The sequence below is a fragment of the Pseudomonas sp. genome, assembly GCF_046581935.1.
Lineage (GTDB): Bacteria > Pseudomonadota > Gammaproteobacteria > Pseudomonadales > Pseudomonadaceae > Aquipseudomonas.
Genome location: NZ_JAYGFK010000021.1, coordinates 142,198 through 162,676 on the forward strand (window position 1 = coordinate 142,198; position 20,479 = coordinate 162,676).

Genomic DNA, 20,479 nt, shown 5'->3' on the forward strand with positions numbered 1-20,479 from the left:
GCGGCTTAAGCCGCAAAGCCCATTGTCGAATCAGGCCTTTACGCGCTAAGGTTCCGCTTCCCCGCTGTGCTCATATTGCTGTGCTCCGCCACACGGGGATCGCTGGCGGCCGGCACCCGTGACCTGATGACCCTGACTGATGACTAGCACGATGGCTGATTTACCGATTGATGACCTCAACGTTGCCTCCAACGAAACCCTGATAACCCCAGAGCAGCTCAAGCGTGAAATTCCGCTGACTGAAGCCGCATCGCGCACGGTTGCCAGTGGTCGTGAGGTGATTCGCAATATTCTCGATGGCAAGGATCATCGCCTGTTTGTGGTGGTTGGGCCGTGCTCGATCCACGATATCAAGGCGGCCCACGAGTATGCAGGGCGCCTCAAAGCGCTAGCGGCTGAACTGTCGGACAGCATGTATCTGGTCATGCGGGTGTATTTTGAGAAGCCGCGTACCACCGTGGGTTGGAAAGGGCTGATCAACGATCCGTTCATGGACGACTCGTTCAAGATCCAGGATGGCCTGCACATCGGCCGCACATTGTTGCGTGATCTGGCTGAAATGGGCCTGCCAACCGCTACCGAAGCGCTTGACCCGATCTCGCCGCAATACTTGCAGGATTTGATCAGCTGGTCGGCCATTGGCGCACGTACCACCGAATCGCAGACTCACCGCGAGATGGCCTCTGGTCTGTCCTCGGCTGTGGGCTTCAAAAACGGTACCGATGGCGGCCTGACTGTGGCGATCAACGCCCTGCAGTCAGTTTCCAGCCCGCACCGTTTCCTCGGCATCAACCAGGAAGGTGGCGTATCCATCGTCACCACCAAGGGCAATGCCTATGGCCACGTGGTACTGCGTGGCGGTAATGGCAAGCCAAATTATGATTCGGTCAGCGTTGCCGTTTGTGAGCAGGAGCTGACCAAGGCCGGTATCCGTCCGAACATCATGGTCGATTGCAGCCACGCCAACTCCAATAAAGACCCGGCCCTGCAACCGCTGGTGATGGACAACGTGGCTAACCAGATTCTCGAAGGCAACCAGTCTATCGTCGGCCTGATGGTGGAAAGCCACCTAGGCTGGGGCGCGCAGTCGATTCCTAAGGACTTGAGCCAGCTCAAGTACGGCGTGTCGATCACCGATGCCTGCATCGATTGGGAAAGCACCGAGAAAACCCTGCGCGGCATGCACGCCAAACTCAAGGATGTGCTGCCTAAGCGTCAGCGCGGCTGATTCTGCAGCGGTAACAAAAACGGGCTTATGCGTGATGTATAAGCCCGTTTTTTATGCGCGTTGATTCAGGCGCTGTAGTGGATGAGCAGAGCCCGAGTCAATTGGCCGCCACACATATTCGCTGCGCCGCAGCGTACTTCAACGGCTCAATGCACGCAGTACATGCACGAGCTTTTTGACGGCTATTTCCAATTCGATGGGTGAGTGGGCGGCGAACCCCATAAGGAAACCGGCCGGCGCATTGTCGGCGGCATGCAATGCCGTTAGCCCCAATAGGTCTATACCGGCTCTACGTGCTGTGTCCACCGCTTCTTGCTCGGGGATGTCCTGAATAAACACGCAAGGCATCTGCATTCCCCCAGATGGCACCCGTGGCTCTACAAATTCGGCCAGATGCAGGCGCACAAGCCGCGCCAATACGTTGCAGCGCTCGGCGTAGACGGCGCGCATGGTGCGTATATGTGCACCGAAGTGTCCGCCGTCGATGAACCTAGCCAGCGTGAGTTGTGGTATCGGCGCGCTATGCCCGTCGAGTAGGGTGCGGGCTATGGTCATGGGCGCTACGAGCGGTGCAGGCAAGACCATGTAGCCAATCCGTAGGCCAGGAAACAATGACTTGGTGAACGTGCCGATGTAGATCGTTCGCTCATGTGGATCGAGTCCTTGCACGCAGGCTTTAGGTTTACCGGCATAGTGAAACTCGCTGTCGTAGTCATCCTCAATGATCCAGGCTTGTTGCTGCCTTGCCCACTCAATGACCGCTAGACGTCGATCCAGTGCCAATGTGACTCCCGTGGGGAATTGGTGTGAGGGTGTCAGGAATACGGCTTTTGCCGACTCGCCAGGTGTGTTTGTGGCCTCAATCAGTTTGTCCACGCGCATACCGTCTTCATCCAGCGGTATGGGGACGCATGCCAGTCCCGCCGCATCAAATGCCTTGCGCGCGCCGTGATACACCGGGTCTTCGATGAAGATACGCTCGCCTGCATCAAGTAGTACGGTGGCGCACAGGGTCAGTGCCTGCTGAGAGCTGGTTAGTACCAGAACCCGCTCAGGCGTGGCGCGTGCGCCTCGTTCGAGATTGATGTAGTCGGCGATCGCGCGGCGCAGCGACTCCATGCCTTGTGGGGGGCTGTGTAGCAAGGCCTGAGCTCCGTACTCCTTCAATACTTGTCGTTCCAGGCGCTCCCAAAGCGCGAGTGGAAAGCTGCGTGTCTCCGGTACGCCGGGTGCAAATGGGCGTGGCGCGAAGAAGTCACGCACGCCGCCACCTTGGTAAATGGCATTTCCGCGTCGGCTGAACTGCAGCGTTTGCTTCTGCGCGTTGGTGCGTTGCTGCAACCCGCGTCTTGGCAAGCTTTTGGCCCGTTGCGAGACAAAGCTGCCGCTGCCAACGCGCCGCTCGATGAAGCCTTCGGCATGCAATTGGCTATAGGCCGATTCGACGGTGTCACGCGAGACCCCCAGCGATTTAGCCAATGCCCGTGATGCCGGCAATGGTCTGCCCATATTCAATGAACCATCCAAAATTAACTGGCGAATGCCGCGCTGAATTCGCGCATACAGCGGCAGGGCGCTGTGCAGAGGGTCGCCGATCCAGGCTTTAACGGACTCAAGTTGCGCATGCTTGAACAATTGGTCTGTATCTCTTGGTAAAAATGGCAGGGAATGCCGGGCCATTTTAGCGCTATAAAGTTGTTTAGCAATCCGCTCAGCACGCACTGTTTTAGGAGTCAGGCAAAGGCCATGTCACACATTCGTTGCTCTTCACCTGTTGCTTGGCGTGATCTCATTCATCCCGTTGTGGCCGGTCTAATTTCGGTCATCATTAATTATGGCGGCACGTTTATTCTGGTTTTTCAGGCGGCCAAAGTGGCTGGTCTTGGGCCTGAACTGACCGCGTCGTGGGTTTGGTCGATTTCGATTGGCGTGGGTGTGAGCGGGATCATTCTCAGTTGGATTACCCGCGAGCCGATAATCACTGCATGGTCGACACCGGCTGCCGCATTTCTGGTCACGGCATTAGCGAGCACGCCTTATGCGCAGGCCGTTGGGGCTTACATGATCTCAGCAGCCGCCTTCGTGCTGCTCGGGCTGTCGGGTTGTTTTGAGCGGGTCATCCGTTTAATCCCGCCAGGTGTGGCAGCGGGGTTGTTGGCGGGGATTCTGCTGCAGTTCGGTATTGGAGCCTTTGCCGGCATGAGTGTCGATCCGTTGCTGGCCGGGCTGTTGATCGTTGCGTATGTGTTGTTCAAGCGTTTCACCGCCCGCTACGCAGTGGTGGGCATTCTTGTTCTGGGGTTGGTTTTTTTACTGGTTCAGGAACGTGTCGATTTGTCAGGGTTGACCTTAACGCTTGCCGCCCCGGTGTTCAGCGGCCCTGAATTTTCGCTGAATGCGCTACTGAGTGTGGCGTTGCCGCTGTTTCTGATCACGCTGACTGGGCAGTACATGCCGGGGATGCTGGTCCTGCGTAATGACGGTTTTAAAACCAGTGCCAATCCCATTGTGGCGGTCACGGGTCTGGGGTCGTTGCTGATGGCACCCTTCGGTTCACATGCTTTCAATATTGCTGCGATTACTGCCGCAATCTGTACAGGCCGAGAGGCGCATGAGGACCCTAGCAAACGCTGGATTGCGGGTGTTGCTGCAGGCGTGTGTTACATCGTGGTGGGGGTTTTCGGGGTCACGCTGGCCGCTGTCTTTATGGCGTTGCCGGCTACGTTTATAGCCACGCTAGCGGGTTTGGCGCTGTTGGGCACCATTGGCGCGAGCTTAGCCAGCGCCATGGCCGATAGCAAAACGCGTGAGGCATCGTTGATCACGTTCCTGGCGTCAGCCTCCAACATCACGTTGTTGGGTATCGGTGGCGCGTTCTGGGGGCTGCTAATCGGGCTGGTGGCCTATGTGCTACTCAACGCCCGGTTAACGCAGCAAGCGCCTGTATCCGCCAGTGGGCCAGCCTCTATCAATAATGGAGGTCACTGATGTCTGGGGTTTGCGTAACGCTCACGCCTCACGACCAGCATGCTGGTTACCCTCAGGCATTGTCGGTTGAGGAGCTAGGCCAAAACCTGGCGCAGGTGCGCGCTCGTATTGATGCTGCTTGCCGCCGCTCTGGGCGTGATCCGGCCAGCGTGCGCTTGCTGCCGGTAAGTAAAACCAAGCCTGAGTCCAGCCTGCGCATGGCCTATGCGGCTGGTTGCCGGATGCTGGGTGAGAACAAGGTGCAAGAGGCGCAACGTAAATCTGCGGCCATGGAAGATTTAGCCGGGCTGCGTTGGTCGGTTATTGGCCACTTACAAACCAATAAAGCCAAGTTCGTGGCGCGCTTCGCCAGTGAGTTTCAGGCACTGGATAGCTTGCGCCTTGCCGAGGCGCTTAATCGTCACCTGTTGGCCGAAGGGCGCTCACTGGACGTCTTTGTACAGGTCAATACCTCCGGCGAAGCCAGCAAATATGGGCTCGCGCCAGAAGCCGTAGCCGCATTCATTCAATCGCTGCCGGCATTCCCAGCGTTGCGCGTGCGGGGCTTGATGACGCTTGCCGTGTTCTCCAGTGAGGCCGCGCGCGTACGCCAATGTTTTATCCGGCTGCGCGGCCTGCGTGACCAGTTGGCCCAGAGCTGTCCGGTGGGCATTGGACTGGATGAACTGTCGATGGGGATGTCCGGTGACTTCGAGATTGCCATTGAGGAAGGGGCCACCGTGGTACGGGTTGGGCAGGCAATTTTTGGCGCGCGGTCGATGCCGGATAGCCACTACTGGCCAGGTGAGCACAGTGCGCTGGAGCTTGCTACATAAGCGTTGCTGCTTCTCCTTTCATAGACACGTGAAGCCCATCCATTAGCGCAGCGGCCTAGCGTGGGTTTGGCCGCGTAGAGACCGCCATGACACCCCCGAGCAAACCTGAGGAACTCTTTAAATGCAGCAAATTACTTCTCACTTGATGAGAGCGTATGCCCGTCAGCCGATTTCATTCGAGCGGGGCTGCGGTGCGCGGTTATGGGACCGGCAAGGCGTGGAATACCTGGATGCCATCGCGGGTGTTGCGGTTACTAGCCTGGGCCATGCCCACCCCGAAATAACCCGCGTTATCAGCGAACAGGCGGGGATGTTATTGCACACCTCGAATGTTTTTCGGATCGATTGGCAAGAGCAACTTGGCCAGCGCTTGTGCACGTTGGCCGGCATGCAGCAGGCTTTTTTCTGCAATTCAGGGGCTGAAGCCAACGAGGCGGCGATAAAGCTCGCGCGCTTGCACGGCCATCGCAAACAGGTGACCCGACCGAAGATTGTGGTGATGGAAAGTGGCTTTCACGGTCGTACTATCGCGACCCTTTCGGCGACTGGAAACCCGGCCAAGCAGCAAGGCTTCGAGCCCTTGTTATCTGGCTTTCTACGCGTGCCCTACAACGATATCGAGGCGCTGCGCCGGCTGGCTGCACAAGAGCCCGAGATTGTTGCGGTACTGCTTGAGCCAGTACAGGGTGAGGGTGGCATTCGCGTAGCCAGCGCTGATTACTTGAGGGCGTTGCGTGCATTGTGCGACGCGCATGGCTGGTTGCTGATGCTCGACGAAATACAGGCTGGCCTGGGCCGTACCGGCGCGTGGTTCGGGCATCAGCATGCGGCTATCACGCCAGATGTAATAACCCTGGCAAAAGCTTTAGGCAACGGCGTTCCCATCGGTGCCTGCTTGGCTCGCGGTGCTGCCGTTGATCTGTTCTCTCCGGGGCAACACGGCTCGACCTTCGGTGGTAATCCATTGGCGTGCCGTGTGGCCTGTACGGTGCTCGACATCATGCAACGTGAGCGCTTGCCTGAGCGTGCCGCGCAGCTTGGCGCGCGTCTGCTTCGAGGGTTGCAGGACGCATTGGGCGAACAGCCAGGCGTTATCGCCATTCGTGGTCAGGGCTTGATGGTGGGCATTGAGCTAGACAGCAATTGTAAGGACTTGGTTGGCCGGGCACTGAGCGAACAACGTCTGCTGATCACCGTCACGCGCGACACCATCATCCGGCTGTTGCCACCGCTGATCTGCGATGAAGCGCAGATTGACGACATCGTAGCTCGCCTTGCGTGCCTGTTGGCAGCACACAAGGCTGCAGCGCGATGACGCACAAACGCATGCCTGGCTAATCAGGCCAGGCAACTTTCACCAGTAGACGATCACATGGCCAGCAATTGGGCTGGGCGGCATCCGAACGGGAGCCAACCCGTCCTTAAGCATTCTCGATCTTAGGAAAACCATCATGTATGACACTTGTATAGCGCTTAGTGATTTTGATCCCGAACTGGCTCAAGCCCTGCAAAAAGAAGAACGGCGGCAAGAGGATCATGTCGAGCTGATCGCCTCTGAAAACTATGCCAGTCCCTTGGTGATGAAGATTCAGAACTCGGTGTTTACCAACAAATATGCCGAAGGCTATCCCGGTAAGCGTTACTACAGTGGCTGCGAGAATGTCGACGTGGCAGAGCGTTTGGCGCTAGAGCGGGTCAAGAGCCTGTTCGACTGCGACTACGCCAACGTCCAACCGCATGCTGGTGCACAAGCCAATGCGGCGGTATTTCTGGCGCTGAGCAACCCTGGCGATACGGTGATGGGCATGAATCTGGCCCAGGGCGGCCACCTCACTCATGGCAACCCCGCCAATTTTTCCGGACGCCATTACAAGATCGTGCCCTATGGTCTGGACCCCGCGACTGGATTGATTGATTACGATGAAATGGAACGCATCGCCTTAACTACTCGGCCAAAGATACTCATCGGCGGCTTCTCGGCGTATTCACGCTACAAGGATTGGGCCCGTATGCGTGTTATTGCCGACAAGGTGGGGGCTTTTTTCTGGGTGGACATGGCGCACGTTGCAGGCCTAGTGGCCGCTGGCGAGTACCCTGATCCGCTGCCTCATGCCCACGTGGTGACGAGCACCACGCATAAGACGCTGCGTGGGCCGCGCGGTGGCATCATTCTGGCCAAGGGGCAGAGCCAGGAGTTTTACCAAAAGCTCAACTCGGCGGTGTTTCCTGGCATTCAAGGTGGCCCGCTGATGCACGTCATCGCGGCGAAGGCAGTGGCCTTCAAAGAAGCCCTTAGGCCTGAGTTCAAGGTTTACCAGAAACAGGTGGTGAACAATGCCCGGGCGATGGCTGGCGTACTGCAGCAACGCGGTTACAGCATCGTATCTGGTGGCACCGACAATCATTTGATGTTGATTGATCTATCGACGAAGGCTTATACCGGCAAGGACGCAGACATTGCGCTGAGCGATGCTTTTATCACCACAAACAAGAACTCGGTGCCGAATGACCCGCGTTCGCCGTTTGTGACTTCAGGGGTGCGTATTGGTACGCCGGCCATCACCACACGGGGGTTCGCTGTTGCCGAGTGCACGCAACTAGCCGGCTGGTTGTGCGACGTATTGGATGCCTTGGAGGCGGGTGATGATGAGCGGATTGCGACGCGCAACAGGGTGCGCGAGCAGGTGGTCGAGCTGTGTCGCCGTTATCCCGTGTATCAATAACAGCGCGTTTGGTATTAGGCGGTCGCGCTAGCGCGACCGCCGCTTCTTCAGTCCTGCTTGCCCCAGTTGAGAATCACCAAGGTCAGCAGCCCCGCAACAATTCCCCAGAACGCCGAACCCACCGAGAACAGGGTCATGCCGGAGGCAGTCACCAAGAAGGTGATCAGCGCCGCTTCACGCTCTTTTGGCTCACTCATGGCTTGGGTCAGGCCGCCGATGATTGAGGCGAAGAGGGCGAGTGCGGCGATGGACAGGATCAGTGCTTTTGGCAATGCGCTGAACAGCGCTGCCAATGTAGCGCCGAAGATCCCGGCAATCCCGTAGAACACCCCGCACCAGATAGCCGCGGTGTAGCGTTTTTTCGGGTCTTCATGGGCTTCTGGGCCGGCACAGATCGCCGCGCTAATGGCCGCCATATGAATGCCGTGGCTGCCGAACGGAGCCAGCAGCATCGAGGTTAGCCCGGTTGTGGTCAGTAATGGGCTGGCCGGCACGTCATAACCATTGGCGCGCAGTACCGCCATGCCAGGCAAGTTCTGCGAGGCCATGGCGACGATAAACAGCGGAATGCCGATGCTGATGGCCGCCGCTAGGGAGAAGCTTGGGGTGGTCCATTCCGGTACCGCAAGTTGCAGCTCGAAGTGCTCAAAATTCAGCAGGCCGAAGATCCCCGCCAGGACGCTGCCGACAATCAGCGCCGCTAGCACCGCATAACGCGGCAGCAGGCGTTTGCCCAGCAAGTAAGCCAACAGCATGGCGACCACCAGCAGCGGTTGCTGCTCAGCGGCTACGCAGATTTCCAGGCCGATTTTAAACAGCACACCGGCCAGCAAGGCCGCCGCCAGGGAGCCGGGAATACGCCGCATGATGCGGTCGAAGGTGCCAGTCAGGCCGATCAGCACAATCAAGCCGGAGGCCAGGATGTAGGCACCAATGGCTTCGCTATATGGCACACCCGGCAGGCTGGTAATCAGCAACGCCGCGCCCGGCGTGGACCAGGCGATCATGATTGGCGCGCGGTAGCGTAGCGACAGGCCGATGCAGCAAATCGCCATGCCAATCGACAGCGACCAGATCCACGAGGAAATTTGCCCAGCGCTCAGACCGGCAGCCTGACCGGCCTGAAACATCAGCACTAGCGAGCTGGTGTAGCCGGTGAGCATGGCAATAAAACCGGCGACTACCGCCGAGGTGGATGTGTCGGCCAGCGGCCGTAGACGGGTTTGCGGCAGGTCGTGCATCAGAACAGTCCAGTGTCAGCGAAGATGGGATACAGCGAGGCCACGAGCAACAGGGCCATGCCGATATTGAATACACGCAAGGCGCGGGCGTTGTTCAGCCAGTTGCGCAGCATACTGCCGGCGATTGTCCACAGGCCAACGCTGGGGCAATTGACCAAGGCAAACAGCGCTGCAATCAGCAGCACATTGACCACGAAGTTGTCCTGCGGGGTGTAGGTGGTGATCGCACCGATGGCCATGATCCAGGCTTTCGGGTTAACCCACTGAAAGGCCGCTGCCTGCAGGAAGCTGAACGGTTTGCCCGTCGCTTTGGCCTGATGGTCCGGCGCGCCCGCGTTGGCAATCTTCCAAGCCAGGTACAGCAAGTAGGCCGCGCCCAGGTAACGCAGCACGCTGTAAAGCAGCGGCACCTGTTCAAATAATTGGCCAAGGCCGAGACCGACGGATGCCACCAGCAGCATAAAGCCCAGGCTGATGCCGAACATGTGCGGCAGGCTGCGGCGTAGGCCGAAGTTAACTCCGCTGGCAAGCAGCATCATATTGTTGGGGCCGGGTGTCACCGAGGTGACAAAGGCAAAGGCGATAAACGCGAGCAGCAGTTCGGTGGTCATGGCGCAGCACTCAGGGGCAGTGCTTCGCAGCCTAGAGGCAGGCGGGCAGGGCGTCGCGGTACAGCAATGTGGGCAATGATCGGTACAGTTATGCCGGGCTGTCAGTGTGGCAGTACAGTTATTGCCGGCAACGCAGAGTATGCCTTTAACTGTCGTTTGCGCTGCTATGCAAGGCCTGATTGACCTGCAGCCAGCCATTCACGGCGGTTTCCCCGGCCTCAGTGAACGCCCGTTGCAGCAACTTGGCCTGTTCACGGCGCAATGCCTGTTCCAGTTTGCCACCTTCGGTAGTCAGGCCGAGCAGGCGTTTGCGCTTGTCATCCTCGGCAGTAAGGCTTTCCACTAAGTGCATTTCCTGGAGCTGGCGCAACGGTATATTCAGCGCCTGCTTGCTGACGCCCAGGTAGCCGAGCAGCTCTTTCATGCTCTGGCCTGGGTACTTGGCGATGAAGAACAGGATGCGATGGTGTACCCGCGACAAACCACGACGCGCGAGCATTTCATCGGCTTTGGCGGTGAAGGCCTGATAACCGAAAAAGAAGGCTTCCATGGCGACTTGCTGCGTGGCGGTGTTCTTGATGTTGGTCATTAAGGTCAAGCCTATTGACGTATATAGGATGGTCGGCGTAATTTCAGTTGGTCCGATTTTCGGTCAATCAGTTTGACCTATTTTGATTTGCCTTTGCTACCGGTGATATCCATGGCCTTCTCCGAACGTGTTGCCCGCCTTAAAAGCTCCCTCATCCGTGAAATCCTTGCTGCAGCGCAGCGCCCAGAGGTGATGTCGTTTGCCGGCGGGTTACCTGCCGAGCCGATGTTGCCAAAAGTCGAGTGGGCCGAGATGCCGGTGAGCATGGGCCAATACGGCACGAGTGAAGGCGAGCCAGCATTGCGCGAAGCGATTGCTGCCGAAGCGCGCGCCCTCGGCGTACCTTGCGATGCCGACCAGGTATTGATCGTCAGCGGTTCGCAGCAAACCCTGGATTTGGCCAGCAAACTGTTTATCGACCCGGGCACCGAAGTGCTGCTTGAAGCGCCAACCTACCTGGCTGCGCTGCAGGCGTTCCAATTGTTTGGCGCTGATTGCATTGCCGTGCCGCAGGAGGCCGATGGCCCGCAGATCGATGCACTGCGTCAGCGCTTGGAGAATCACAAGCCGGCCTTTGCTTATCTGATCCCGACTTTTCAGAACCCCTCGGCCGTGCGCTACAGCGAAGCTAAGCGCGATGCCGTAGCCGCCTTGCTCGACGAGTTCGGCGTCACCCTGATCGAAGACGAACCCTACCGCGAGCTGGTGTTTGACCAAGGCAGCGCCACGCCGATTGTCAGCCGCTTGCAGAAAGCCAGCTGGATCTACACCGGCACCGTATCGAAAACCCTGCTGCCGGGCCTGCGCGTTGGCTACCTGATCGCCACCCCGGATCTGTACCCCTACTTGCTGCGCCTGAAGCAGTCGGCCGACCTGCACACCAACCGCATCGGCCAATGGCAAGCCTTGCAGTGGTTGGGCACTGAGCAGTACCGCAGCCACCTGGCTGAATTGCGCGACTTCTACCGTATTCGCCGCGATGCCATGCAAGCCGTGCTCGAAGAGCACTTCAGCGACCTGGCCGACTGGCAAGTGCCGCAAGGCGGGCTGTTCTTCTGGCTGACCCTGAAAAAGCCGCTGGACACTCGTACGTTGTTGGCTCCGGCATTGGCGCAGAATGTGGCCTTTATGCCGGGTGAGCCGTTCTTTATCGACCCAGACGCCAACCCAGGTCACTTGCGACTCAACTTCAGCCATGTTGCGCCGGAGCGCTTGAGCGAAGGCCTGAAACGTCTGGCCGAGGTTATCCGTCAGGCGCAAGCGAGTTAGTTGAGCAAACTCAGTCGAGGAGGGTGATATGTACAAGGTTTACGGCGATTACCGTTCGGGCAACTGCTACAAGGTCAAACTGATGCTGCACCTGTTGGATCAGCCCTATGAGTGGATACCCATCGATATCCTCAAGAGCGAGACCCACAGCGAAGCGTTTTTGGCCAAGAACCCCAATGGCAAGATCCCGGTGCTGGAGCTGGAAGACGGCACCTGCTTGTGGGAGTCCAATGCCATCCTCAACTTCCTCGCCGATGGCAGCTCGTTTCTGCCGACCGAGCCGCGCCTGCGTACCCAGGTGCTGCAGTGGCAGTTCTTCGAGCAGTACAGCCATGAACCGTATGTCGCGGTGGCGCGGTTTATCCAGCTGTATCAGGGCCTGCCTGAAGCCCGCCGCAGCGAGTACGAGGAATGCCATGCACGCGGCTACAAAGCGTTGAAAGTGATGGAGCTGCAGCTACAACGCACCTCTTATCTGGTCGGTGAGGCGTTGTCGATTGCCGATATCGCGCTCTATGCTTACACCCATGTGGCTGATGAAGGCGGCTTTGACCTCACGCCATATCCGGCTATCCGCACTTGGCTGTCGCGGGTTGCCAGCCATCCGGGTTATGTCGGCATGCTTGACTGATTCGGCGCTCTGGCGCTTGTCGAAGCGCTCATGACAGAGGCGCAAGCCTTTACCCTGCGCCTCTGTCAGTTGCCCCATCGCTATAAAAAGCACTTATCATTCAACGATCTATCTACATGACTGGGTCGCGGATGCCATCTGCTGTTCAGCGCTACAAACGGCGTATTGCTGCCGCCTTGGCGCGCTACTTTCCTCATACCACCGCTTACTTGCGCACCGAGCGCGAAGCGACGGCTGCGCTGAAAAAGCCGACCGCGCGCGCCAAAAAGCCAGCAGCAGGGAAGGCCAAACCGGCGAGCAGCAAACAGCCGGCTAAACCACGTCGAGCCGCCAGCAAAACCAGCGTTCAAGGGATATACGGGCCAGCCATGCTCGCGGTCGATGCCGCCAGCAGCCAGAACATGCGCGAGCAGGTATCGCGGGCCGTGAGCGCCGGTTTGCTCAGCGCGCCATCGGATGAGCAGTGGGCGATGATCCTTAGTCATCATCCACTGACGCGCATTTTTGCCGGGGCTGGCTCGGGAAAATCCACCACGCTGGTGCTGCGCGTGGTGTTTATGTTCTGCCACCTGGGCATCAAGCCTGAGCAGCTCACGGTAATTTCCTTCACCAATGTGTCCTGTGCCGAACTGCGTGCGCAGTTGCTCAAGGTGCTTGGCTTCTTCAACTACCCATTCGATACCGCCCAGGCGCGTCAGTGTGTGCGGACTTTTCACTCGGCAATGGGCGCTGTGGCCAAAAGCCTGCTCGATAACCCGCGTTGGTTCGAGCAAATGGATGACCCGCAAGCGGCCGGTCGTGAGCTGGACAATCCGCTAACCGCCAGTCGCCTGCGCCCAGGCCAGCAACGCTTGCTCAAACAGGCCTATCAGCAGTGCTATGCCGAGCAAGAGCTGTTCCGCCAGAAGGTGCACAGCCTGCTGCAATTGCCGCTGCCTGCGGTCGAGGGCAAGCGCGTGGGCAAAGCCCCGCTGGATGCCTACAAATTGCCCGGTGAGTTCAGCGCCGCACCGCTGTATGAGGCGTTTTACGCCCAGGCGGGCTTTGCCGAGAGCATCGGCATTGTGCTCAGCACCCTGCAGCCGCAGACCTTGATCGGGCCGGCGGATGTGCGCGAGTTCGGCGAAGCTTTGCTGTTGTTCTGGCCGTACTTCGAGCGCTGTTTACAGGCGCAGGGGCTACTGACCTTCAATGCTGCGTTCCAGCAATTGACCGCGCGCTTTAATGCCGGCGGGCAGGGTATCCCCGCGCAACTGCTGGCACCGTTCAGCCATCTGCTGATTGACGAATTTCAGGATATCTCGCCGCAGATCGTCCAGTGGCTGCAGGCTGTGCAGCGCGCGCAAACGCAGCAGGGCAGTGTGGTTAGCCTGATGGCGATTGGTGATGACTGGCAGTCGATCTACGGCTGGCGCGGCAGCTCGCCGGAGCTGTTTATCGACTTTGATCGGCACTTCCCCGGTAAAGGCCGGGCCAAGCACAGCCAGGTGCTCACGCTGGCTAACAACTACCGCTCAATCGAGCCGATTATCCGCGACGCCGAAGCGCTGCTCGGCGGCGTGACGCATAAGCAAGCCAAAGCCAGCCAAGCGATCAAAGCCACACAGCCAGGCGACCACGGCGTACGCCTTATCCAGCGTTTTGACAGCAAGGCGCGCTTACCCGAGTTGATCAAACAGATTCAGCAGCAATGCGCGCATGCCGCCGATCGCAATAGCCAAGAGCGCAACGCGGTGCTGCTACTCAGCCGCCGTAACGAGCCGCTAAAGGCCATCACCGCACATCTGGACAAGAAGCTACCGGTCAAGGCCTATACCATTCACCGCGCCAAGGGTTTACAGGCCGAGGTGGCCATCATCCTCGACGACTGCATGCCGCCCGCACCGCACCCGCTGCGCAATGCGCTGTACGCCTATTCGGGCTTCTTCACCAACAGTTACGACCTAGCCATGCAGGACGAAAGCCTGCGCCTGGCCTATGTGGCCGTCACCCGTGGCGTTAGCCGGGTTTTCTGGTACTGCCAGAAAACCCAAGGCGCGACGCAGCTGTTGGCTGGGCGGGGGTGATACCGGTCTGAAGCGGATATTGCCTTATGCCCGACTAACCGCAGCGCAACGTTCTAGGCTGTTGGAACCGTCCCGCCATCAATTACAAATTCGCTGCCGGTGATGGATGCAGCGCAAGGCGAAGCCAGGAAGGCGATAAGGTTGGCAACCTCTAACGGTGTCGAGGGACGACCTAGCGGGATGCCACCCAGCGAATCCATGATTATCCGCTTGCCGCCTTCGTAGTCGGTGCCTGCCTCTTGCGCCAGCCGCTCGGCCAGGGCTACCGACGCTTCGGTTTCAATCCAGCCTGGCGAAACCCGAACAACGCGCACACCTTGTGGAGAGACCTCTTTCGACAGGCTTTTGCTGTAGGTCGAGAGTGCAGCCTTGGCCGCCGCATAAGCTGTAGTGGCTTCTGGTAAGGGCAGCCGGTTTTGAATAGAGGTCACATGGATGATCACACCGCTTTTGCGTTCCAGCATTGCCGGTAGCAAGGCGCGATCCAAGCGTACAGCCGGCAGCAGGTTTAGATCGAGTTCACGTTGCCACTGCTCGTCGTCCAGCGCTGCGAATCCGCCGCCGGGTGCTGATGAGCCGCCCAGAACGTGGACGATGATGTCCACGTCGCCCAGGCGTTGTTTAGACGCGGCCGCCAATGCTTCGCAACCCTCCAGGGTCGAGAGATCAGCCTGCACGAACAGTTCATCCGACATATCGCTGCACACTTGCCGAGCCGAGGTAAGCACCTTCGCGCCTTCTGCGAGAAACAACTCGACTGCAGCCCGCCCAACACCTTTGGTGCCGCCCGTGATCAGGACTCGCTTACCGCTAAGGCCAAGGTTCATGGCGTAATCTCCAGCGAGTGGATCAGGCCGTCCTGCAGAAGAAACAGCTGATTCAGCTTCACTGGGCTGCGGGGGAAGTTGCCAGTCACCCGTGTTATTACGCTCAGTTTGCCCTGCGCCTGCGAGGCTTCCAGTGGCTCTACGCGGTAAGTGAATGTTTGCCGCGCTTCGGTTTGCCAGGCTTTGATGGCCTCGATCCCCTGATGCGTGCGGTTTTCGTCGATCACCGTGGCATTCGCAGAGAAGCAAGCAGCAAGGCGTGATACATCGCCGTTATTGCTGATCTCGAAGTAGGTTTCTACAGCCTCAGGCAGTTGCAGGTTCATGCCCTGATCTCCTTTCACAGTTAGTTTGGGTTCACGGCTGTGATCTTGCCGTTCAGTTGATAGTTTGCTCAACTGGGACAGAAGTTAATGACCTATCCATAAAATCAGGACAATCCAATGGCAGATCCGCGTCTTGGCCTCAATGAGTTGGAGGCGGTAATGGCCGTGGCACGTCGTGCATCATTTCGGCAGGCGGCCATCGACCTTGGTATTTCAACCACAGCGTTGAGCAACACCATTGCCAAACTGGAGGCGAGTCTTGAAACGCGGCTGTTCAATCGCACCACCCGCAGCGTGTCGCTGACCGAGGCGGGCACAACCTACCTAGAGCACGTGGGACCAGCCCTGCAAGACGTACGCGCGGCTCTGGAAACGGTACGCGGCCACAATGCCGAGCCTTCTGGGGTCTTGCGCATCAATGCGTTCGCCAGTGCCGCCCGTTCAGCGCTTCTGCCACTGGTGCTGGAGTTTTTACGGCGTTATCCCAAGGTGCACATTGATCTGGTCACGGAAGGTCGCCTGGTTGACATTGTCGCTGATGGTTTTGATCTTGGTGTGCGGTCTGCCAATCTCGTCCCCAGCGACATGATCGTGATGCCACTTGGCCAGTCGCAACGTTATGCGGTGGTCGGTACGCCAGCGTACTTCGCCACATACGGTCGGCCCCGCACGCCAGCGGATCTACACCATCACCAATGCCTGCGTATCCGCCTGCCGAATGGTGCGATATACCCTTGGCACTTTGAGCGTGCGGGAGAAGCCATCCGGTTGGATGTGGACGGGCCACTCACGCTTGATGAGTCCAGTGTCGCCAAAGTGGTCGTACAGGAAGGCGTAGGGCTCGGGTTTTTCATGGAGCAGGACGTGCTGGGTGAAATTGAAACCGGGCAGTTCGAGCGGGTGCTGGAAGACTGGACGCCTCCCCGGGACAACCTGTGCCTGTACTACCCTAATCGTCGCAACTCCTGCGCAGCGCTCAAGGCGTTCACTGCTCTGGCACGCTCCAATTTGCCCGGCAAAGACGAATAGGGGGCGTGCGCCTGGATATCCACATTGTCCGTTGTGGCGTGGTTTCAGGAGATCAATTCCAGGGTTAGTCTTTTCAGGGTGGCCGCCGCACAGGTGGAGCAGCCCAACTTGCGAAAATTGCTTTCCATGTGGGTGCCTGCGTTACTCGGGCTGATGTCCAGCCGCCGCGCTACTGCGCAATGTGCTGTACGCCTATTCGGGCTACAGCTACGACCAAACCATGCAGGACGAAAGCCTGCGCCTGGCCTACGTGGCCGTTACCCATGGTGTTAGCCGGTGTTCTGGTACTGCCAGAACACCCACGGCGCGGCGCAGGTGTTGGCTGGGCGGTGGTGATATGGGCCAAAAGCTGCCGCTGAGAAACGCGTTGTAGGATGGCGTTGAGCGTAGCGATACCCATCATCGCGGAATAGACACAATAGACATGCAGGGCAATATCAGCGACATGCTTTGTTTCAAGGGGCGCAACTGGATAATGCGTATATCAGGCTTCCAAGGTCGCTAGTCTTATCGACGACATGATGGGTATCGCTGCGCTCAACCCATCCTACGTGCTGGAGCAAATGATGGCGGTCCGCTTCTAGCCCAGACGGGTCAATCACGGCGGGTTGATATCGGCTACTTGCCGCTTTTAAAAAAGCCTAATCATCATCTTGCGTCCCTACCAGTGATTAGACGAATCGGTGCCGCGCTCGAGTGATTTTAATTCTCGGTCTGTTCCGCGGCGGTATCGGCCGATTTTTCCTGTACATGATCTTTCGTCTTTGCCTGTTTGCGTCGTACTTGTCCGCGGTGCCGCTTAGCCTGCTGCTTCGCATGCAGCGCCTGAGCCGCTGTAACCGAGCCAACTGCCTGGCCACTCAAGTCCAAACGCGGCGCGTTCTCCGTCATGCTTAACCAGTACCGACTTCCTCTGCACCAAGTAGCCATGCCTTGCTTAAGCTGTTCGCTGGATATTCCGAGCAGCTCTAGGTGTTGCTCGGCATCCTTTAAAATGCCCTCTTTAAGCGGAACCTTCGGGGCCGGAGTGACCGGGAAGGCCAGTGGAAAGTGCTTCTGTAGTAGCCAGATCGCTTCCACTGCAGGATCTTGCTCGCGTGGCTTCGTCTTCAAAGAAGGCTTGCGTATACGCTGCTTCGGACTGTCAGTCTTTACCTGTTCTTTTTCGGCTCGTAGGCGGTCGCGTAGCTCAGCTAATTGTTCAAAACCCATCGTTCAGTTCGCAGACTCATGGTTGATTCGTGGTGCAAGATTACCCCATACAGTCTCTTGGCACAGCTATGGCCGTTAGCCGCCTGTTACGAAACCCCGCATCAGTCCACGCATCTTTCCCTTTACCGGAGCTCTCAAATATCCCTAAACAAGTCATGTGCGTTAAGCAGGCTGTAGGCAATTTCTGGGCGTTTTTCCAGGCCGCGGCGGATGGCGGTGGGGATGGACTGTCGGGTTTTGCGGCATAGGCCGGGTAGTTCGTCGATTTGAATGGCAATGCCGCGCATGCTGCGCACTTCATTAAAGCCCGGGGCGACGTTGACGCGTATGCCCAGTTGTTCATAGATGCGTTGCTGCATCTTTTCCAAATCGGCCAGGCTCTCAAGGTTTTCCAGGCGGTCGAGCAGGCGTTTTTCTTCCGGGCGGGTGAGCAGCAGGATACGGGCGTCGCTGCTGGGGTTTTCCAGCAGTTGCTCGCGGCCGCAGTCGCAGGCGCCGGGAGGGCAGGGTTGGCGCAGCGGTGGTGTGCTGGTCATGGGCCGATCATAGCCAGCTGTGTGGGCGTTTGCCCATATGAGGCATAGACAAATAATGCATTGGGTGGATAATCCGCTTCATCGACCGTGCTGAAGACAACCTCGCACCATGCGTAAAACCCTGCGTACTGCCCTGATCTGGATGCTAATGCTCGCCCTCCCGGCGCAGAGCATGGCGGCCATCAGCATGCAGTTATGTGCGGTTACGCAGCAGAGTGGCGGTGCTGGCCAGGTTGCACAGCAAATGGTCGCGCATCATCCGGGCGCTATGCAGATGGCCCATGCTGCTGATGCAGTTGCCATGAGCGGGCATCACACCAGCGAGCAATCCAGCAATGCTGCGCCTGCCGCCGATAACAGTCTGTGCAGCCTCTGCGCGTTTTGTGTCGGTGCGGTGGCGTTGAGCGCCGTTGTCGTCACCAGTACTCCGCTGCATGCGGCTGAGCCGTCCTTGGCTCGTCTGCAGCAGTTTGTCGGCTTTATTGCCGAAACCCCCGATAGACCCCCACGCCTGTTTCTCGCCTAAGCCAAACCGCGCGTTGATCTGCCCGCTGTAGCGACTGCTGTGGCCCGCCCGACGCGTATTGAGCTATTCGTCGGTGTTCGCCTGTTCTGCGCAGGCGCGCCGTTGCACGCGAGAGTATTTGATGATGCGTTTTCCCTTAGTTCGCCGGCCGGTGTTTACCTGCCTGGCGTTGCTGATGCTGCCTCTGCGCAGCTGGGCCGAGCTGCCCGACCCGCTCAATAGCGAGGCCGCCACTGCGGCTTTGCACTATCAATCGCCGCTCAAGGCTTATCAGGGTTTTAGTGAGCCGCCGCTGAGTGACTGGCCTGAGGCTAATGCGCTGGTTGGTCGTATTGGCGGCTGGCGTACCTATGCGCAGGAGCCTTGGGAGCAACCCGCCGACAACACGGCCATGCCATCTGCTGAGCCAGCGGCGACTAACCCGCATAGCCAGCATGGAGGAATGTCTCATGAGTGATTTTTCACGGGTTGTGCGGGCTGGGTTGTGCGCCGTTGTTGTGCTGCTCGGTGGTTGCGCCAGCTTTACCCCGGATGGCGGCTTCACGGCAGTCGAGCAGGCAGGCCAGCAACTGGACAAGCAGGTGACGTGGGTGAAAACCCCCGAGCAACGCAGCCAGGTTGACGAACGGGTGAGTGAGTTACTTGCTCAGCCGCTTAGTGTCGATGCGGCGGTGCAGGTTGCCCTGTTGAATAACCGTGGCCTGCAGGCGAGTTTCGATGCGCTGGGGATCAGCGAAGCGGAGCGCGTTCAGGCAGGGCGTATCCCTAATCCTGGCTTCTCCTTCGGGCGCTTGGAAAAAGGCAGCGAGGTGGAGTACGAGCGTGGGCTGCATATCAATCTGGCACGTTTGATTGCTATGCCGCTGACCTCGGGTATGGAAGCCAAGCGCTTCGAACAGATGCAGCGCCAGACCAGCCTGGCGCTGTTCGAGTTGGCCACGCAAACGCGCAAGGCCTGGTACCGCGCGGTGGCTGCGCAGGAAAGCCTGGGCTTTATGCAGCAGGTGATGGACTCCGCCGAGGCGGGTGCCGAACTGGCGCGGCGCTTGGCGGCCGTGGGCAATTACAGCCTGCTGCAGCAGGCGCAGGAGCAAAGCTTTTATGCCGATGCCGGGCTTAACCTGATTCGTGCTGAGCAGGCGCGGCTACAGACGCGTGAGCAGTTAACCCGCTTGCTCGGTTTGTGGGGCGAGCAGCTCGACTTCCGCTTACCTGAACGCTTGCCGGAATTGCCGAGAACAGCCGAGCAATTACCCGATGTTGAGCGCCTGGCCATGAGTCAGCGCTTGGATATTCAGGCCGTGCGTCTGGATGCTGAGCGCCTGGCCAGCAACTTGGGGCTGAGCAAGACCACACGCTTTATCAATGTGCTGGAGCTGGGTGTGGTGAATAACCGCTCCAATCAGGAGCCAACTCAGCGCGGCTACGAGATTAGCGTTGAGTTGCCGTTGTTCGACTGGAGTGGGGCCAAGGTGGCCAAGGCCGAGGCGCAGTACCGGCAGATGCTCAACCGCGCTGCCGAGACGGCGATCAATGCGCGCTCGCAGGTACGTGAAGCTTACCTGGGTTATCAAACGGCGCATGACCTGGCTCGGCATTACCGCGACGAGGTGCTACCGCTGCGTGCGCGCATCGCTGAGGAAAACGTCCTGCATTACAACGGCATGTTTATCAGCACCTTCGAGCTACTGGCCGATGCGCGTAAGCAGATCCTCGCGGTCGATGGTTACCTGCAGGCGCAGCGCGACTTTTGGATCGCCAAGGCCGATTTGCACATGGCCATGCAAGGTGCGCCTAGCTTGCCATCAACTGTGACGGCCACAGCCGTTGCCGACGAGCCCGCTGGGCACTGATCAAGGAAT

The 20,479-nt window shown here is 58.6% G+C and carries 20 protein-coding genes and 1 pseudogene; 13 read left to right on the forward strand and 8 right to left on the reverse strand.

What is annotated here, in order from left to right; genetic code table 11:
* Positions 1 to 151 precede the first annotated feature (151 nt).
* Complete coding sequence (locus VCA57_RS19285) at positions 152 to 1,228, forward strand: 3-deoxy-7-phosphoheptulonate synthase (protein ID WP_411186759.1); 1,077 nt, start codon at positions 152 to 154, stop codon at positions 1,226 to 1,228.
* Positions 1,229 to 1,366: 138 nt separating this feature from the next.
* On the opposite strand, the gene VCA57_RS19290 is transcribed toward VCA57_RS19285, so the two are convergent.
* The gene (locus VCA57_RS19290) at positions 1,367 to 2,863 is read right to left on the reverse strand and encodes a PLP-dependent aminotransferase family protein (RefSeq protein WP_411186677.1); all 1,497 of its coding nucleotides are present in this window, start codon (positions 2,861 to 2,863) and stop codon (positions 1,367 to 1,369) included.
* A 111-nt stretch (positions 2,864 to 2,974) separates the two neighbouring features.
* On the opposite strand from VCA57_RS19290, the gene VCA57_RS19295 reads away from it, so the two are divergent.
* The 4 genes from VCA57_RS19295 to glyA all read left to right on the forward strand — a co-directional run bounded on the left by VCA57_RS19295 (position 2,975) and on the right by glyA (position 7,754).
* Positions 2,975 to 4,216 (forward strand): benzoate/H(+) symporter BenE family transporter, encoded by a 1,242-nt coding sequence (locus VCA57_RS19295; protein ID WP_411186761.1) that lies wholly within the window; start codon positions 2,975 to 2,977, stop codon positions 4,214 to 4,216.
* Positions 4,216 to 5,031, forward strand: coding sequence for a YggS family pyridoxal phosphate-dependent enzyme (locus VCA57_RS19300; protein WP_411186678.1), 816 nt, complete (start codon positions 4,216 to 4,218; stop codon positions 5,029 to 5,031). Before VCA57_RS19295 ends, VCA57_RS19300 begins: the two co-directional genes overlap by 1 nt.
* 121 nt (positions 5,032 to 5,152) lie before the next feature.
* On the forward strand, positions 5,153 to 6,346 hold the full coding sequence (locus VCA57_RS19305) for an aspartate aminotransferase family protein (RefSeq protein WP_411186679.1): 1,194 nt from the start codon (positions 5,153 to 5,155) through the stop codon (positions 6,344 to 6,346).
* A 136-nt stretch (positions 6,347 to 6,482) separates the two neighbouring features.
* Positions 6,483 to 7,754 carry a serine hydroxymethyltransferase gene (glyA, locus tag VCA57_RS19310; protein ID WP_411186680.1) on the forward strand — a complete coding sequence of 424 codons (1,272 nt, stop codon included), beginning with the start codon at positions 6,483 to 6,485 and terminating at the stop codon, positions 7,752 to 7,754.
* 47 nt (positions 7,755 to 7,801) lie between these two features.
* Here glyA and VCA57_RS19315 read toward each other — a convergent pair whose 3' ends face one another.
* The 3 genes from VCA57_RS19315 to VCA57_RS19325 all read right to left on the reverse strand — a co-directional run bounded on the left by VCA57_RS19315 (position 7,802) and on the right by VCA57_RS19325 (position 10,195).
* Positions 7,802 to 8,995, reverse strand: a complete 1,194-nt coding sequence (locus VCA57_RS19315) for a benzoate/H(+) symporter BenE family transporter (protein WP_411186681.1) — start codon at positions 8,993 to 8,995, stop codon at positions 7,802 to 7,804.
* Positions 8,995 to 9,606 carry a LysE family translocator gene (locus VCA57_RS19320; RefSeq protein WP_411186682.1) on the reverse strand — a complete coding sequence of 204 codons (612 nt, stop codon included), beginning with the start codon at positions 9,604 to 9,606 and terminating at the stop codon, positions 8,995 to 8,997. The genes VCA57_RS19315 and VCA57_RS19320 overlap by 1 nt, the downstream gene beginning before the upstream one ends.
* 145 nt (positions 9,607 to 9,751) lie before the next feature.
* Positions 9,752 to 10,195: a MarR family winged helix-turn-helix transcriptional regulator gene (locus VCA57_RS19325; RefSeq protein ID WP_411186683.1), complete on the reverse strand. Its 444-nt coding sequence runs from the start codon at positions 10,193 to 10,195 to the stop codon at positions 9,752 to 9,754.
* A 111-nt stretch (positions 10,196 to 10,306) separates the two neighbouring features.
* On the opposite strand from VCA57_RS19325, the gene VCA57_RS19330 reads away from it, so the two are divergent.
* The 3 genes from VCA57_RS19330 to VCA57_RS19340 all read left to right on the forward strand — a co-directional run bounded on the left by VCA57_RS19330 (position 10,307) and on the right by VCA57_RS19340 (position 14,161).
* The gene (locus tag VCA57_RS19330; RefSeq protein WP_411186684.1) at positions 10,307 to 11,464 is read left to right on the forward strand and encodes a PLP-dependent aminotransferase family protein; all 1,158 of its coding nucleotides are present in this window, start codon (positions 10,307 to 10,309) and stop codon (positions 11,462 to 11,464) included.
* Positions 11,465 to 11,492: 28 nt separating this feature from the next.
* On the forward strand, positions 11,493 to 12,095 hold the full coding sequence (locus tag VCA57_RS19335) for a glutathione S-transferase family protein (RefSeq protein ID WP_411186685.1): 603 nt from the start codon (positions 11,493 to 11,495) through the stop codon (positions 12,093 to 12,095).
* A gap of 131 nt (positions 12,096 to 12,226) precedes the next feature.
* Positions 12,227 to 14,161, forward strand: coding sequence for a UvrD-helicase domain-containing protein (locus VCA57_RS19340; protein ID WP_411186686.1), 1,935 nt, complete (start codon positions 12,227 to 12,229; stop codon positions 14,159 to 14,161).
* A gap of 53 nt (positions 14,162 to 14,214) precedes the next feature.
* On the opposite strand, the gene VCA57_RS19345 is transcribed toward VCA57_RS19340, so the two are convergent.
* Together VCA57_RS19345 and VCA57_RS19350 are read right to left on the reverse strand one after the other, a co-directional pair.
* On the reverse strand, positions 14,215 to 14,988 hold the full coding sequence (locus VCA57_RS19345) for an SDR family oxidoreductase (protein ID WP_411186687.1): 774 nt from the start codon (positions 14,986 to 14,988) through the stop codon (positions 14,215 to 14,217).
* A complete protein-coding gene (locus tag VCA57_RS19350) occupies positions 14,985 to 15,314 on the reverse strand; it encodes a nuclear transport factor 2 family protein (RefSeq protein ID WP_411186688.1) in 330 nt (109 codons plus the stop codon). Before VCA57_RS19350 ends, VCA57_RS19345 begins: the two co-directional genes overlap by 4 nt.
* 117 nt (positions 15,315 to 15,431) lie before the next feature.
* On the opposite strand from VCA57_RS19350, the gene VCA57_RS19355 reads away from it, so the two are divergent.
* On the forward strand, positions 15,432 to 16,343 hold the full coding sequence (locus tag VCA57_RS19355) for a LysR substrate-binding domain-containing protein (protein WP_411186689.1): 912 nt from the start codon (positions 15,432 to 15,434) through the stop codon (positions 16,341 to 16,343).
* A gap of 172 nt (positions 16,344 to 16,515) precedes the next feature.
* A pseudogene (locus tag VCA57_RS19360) lies at positions 16,516 to 16,679 on the forward strand (DNA helicase UvrD); the annotation flags it as partial.
* Positions 16,680 to 17,045: 366 nt separating this feature from the next.
* On the opposite strand, the gene VCA57_RS19365 reads toward VCA57_RS19360, so the two are convergent.
* Together VCA57_RS19365 and VCA57_RS19370 are read right to left on the reverse strand one after the other, a co-directional pair.
* Positions 17,046 to 17,555, reverse strand: coding sequence for a ProQ/FinO family protein (locus tag VCA57_RS19365; RefSeq protein ID WP_411186690.1), 510 nt, complete (start codon positions 17,553 to 17,555; stop codon positions 17,046 to 17,048).
* 134 nt (positions 17,556 to 17,689) lie between these two features.
* The gene (locus VCA57_RS19370; RefSeq protein WP_411186691.1) at positions 17,690 to 18,091 is read right to left on the reverse strand and encodes a hypothetical protein; all 402 of its coding nucleotides are present in this window, start codon (positions 18,089 to 18,091) and stop codon (positions 17,690 to 17,692) included.
* 109 nt (positions 18,092 to 18,200) lie between these two features.
* Between VCA57_RS19370 and VCA57_RS19375 the strand changes: the two genes are divergently transcribed.
* The 3 genes from VCA57_RS19375 (at position 18,201) to VCA57_RS19385 (ending at position 20,470) form a co-directional block, all read left to right on the forward strand.
* Positions 18,201 to 18,617 (forward strand): hypothetical protein, encoded by a 417-nt coding sequence (locus VCA57_RS19375; RefSeq protein WP_411186692.1) that lies wholly within the window; start codon positions 18,201 to 18,203, stop codon positions 18,615 to 18,617.
* 121 nt (positions 18,618 to 18,738) lie between these two features.
* Entirely contained in the window at positions 18,739 to 19,074 is a 336-nt protein-coding gene (locus VCA57_RS19380; protein ID WP_411186693.1) for a hypothetical protein, read from the forward strand.
* Positions 19,067 to 20,470, forward strand: a complete 1,404-nt coding sequence (locus VCA57_RS19385; RefSeq protein WP_411186694.1) for a TolC family protein — start codon at positions 19,067 to 19,069, stop codon at positions 20,468 to 20,470. Before VCA57_RS19380 ends, VCA57_RS19385 begins: the two co-directional genes overlap by 8 nt.
* The last annotated feature ends 9 nt before the right edge of the window (positions 20,471 to 20,479 follow it).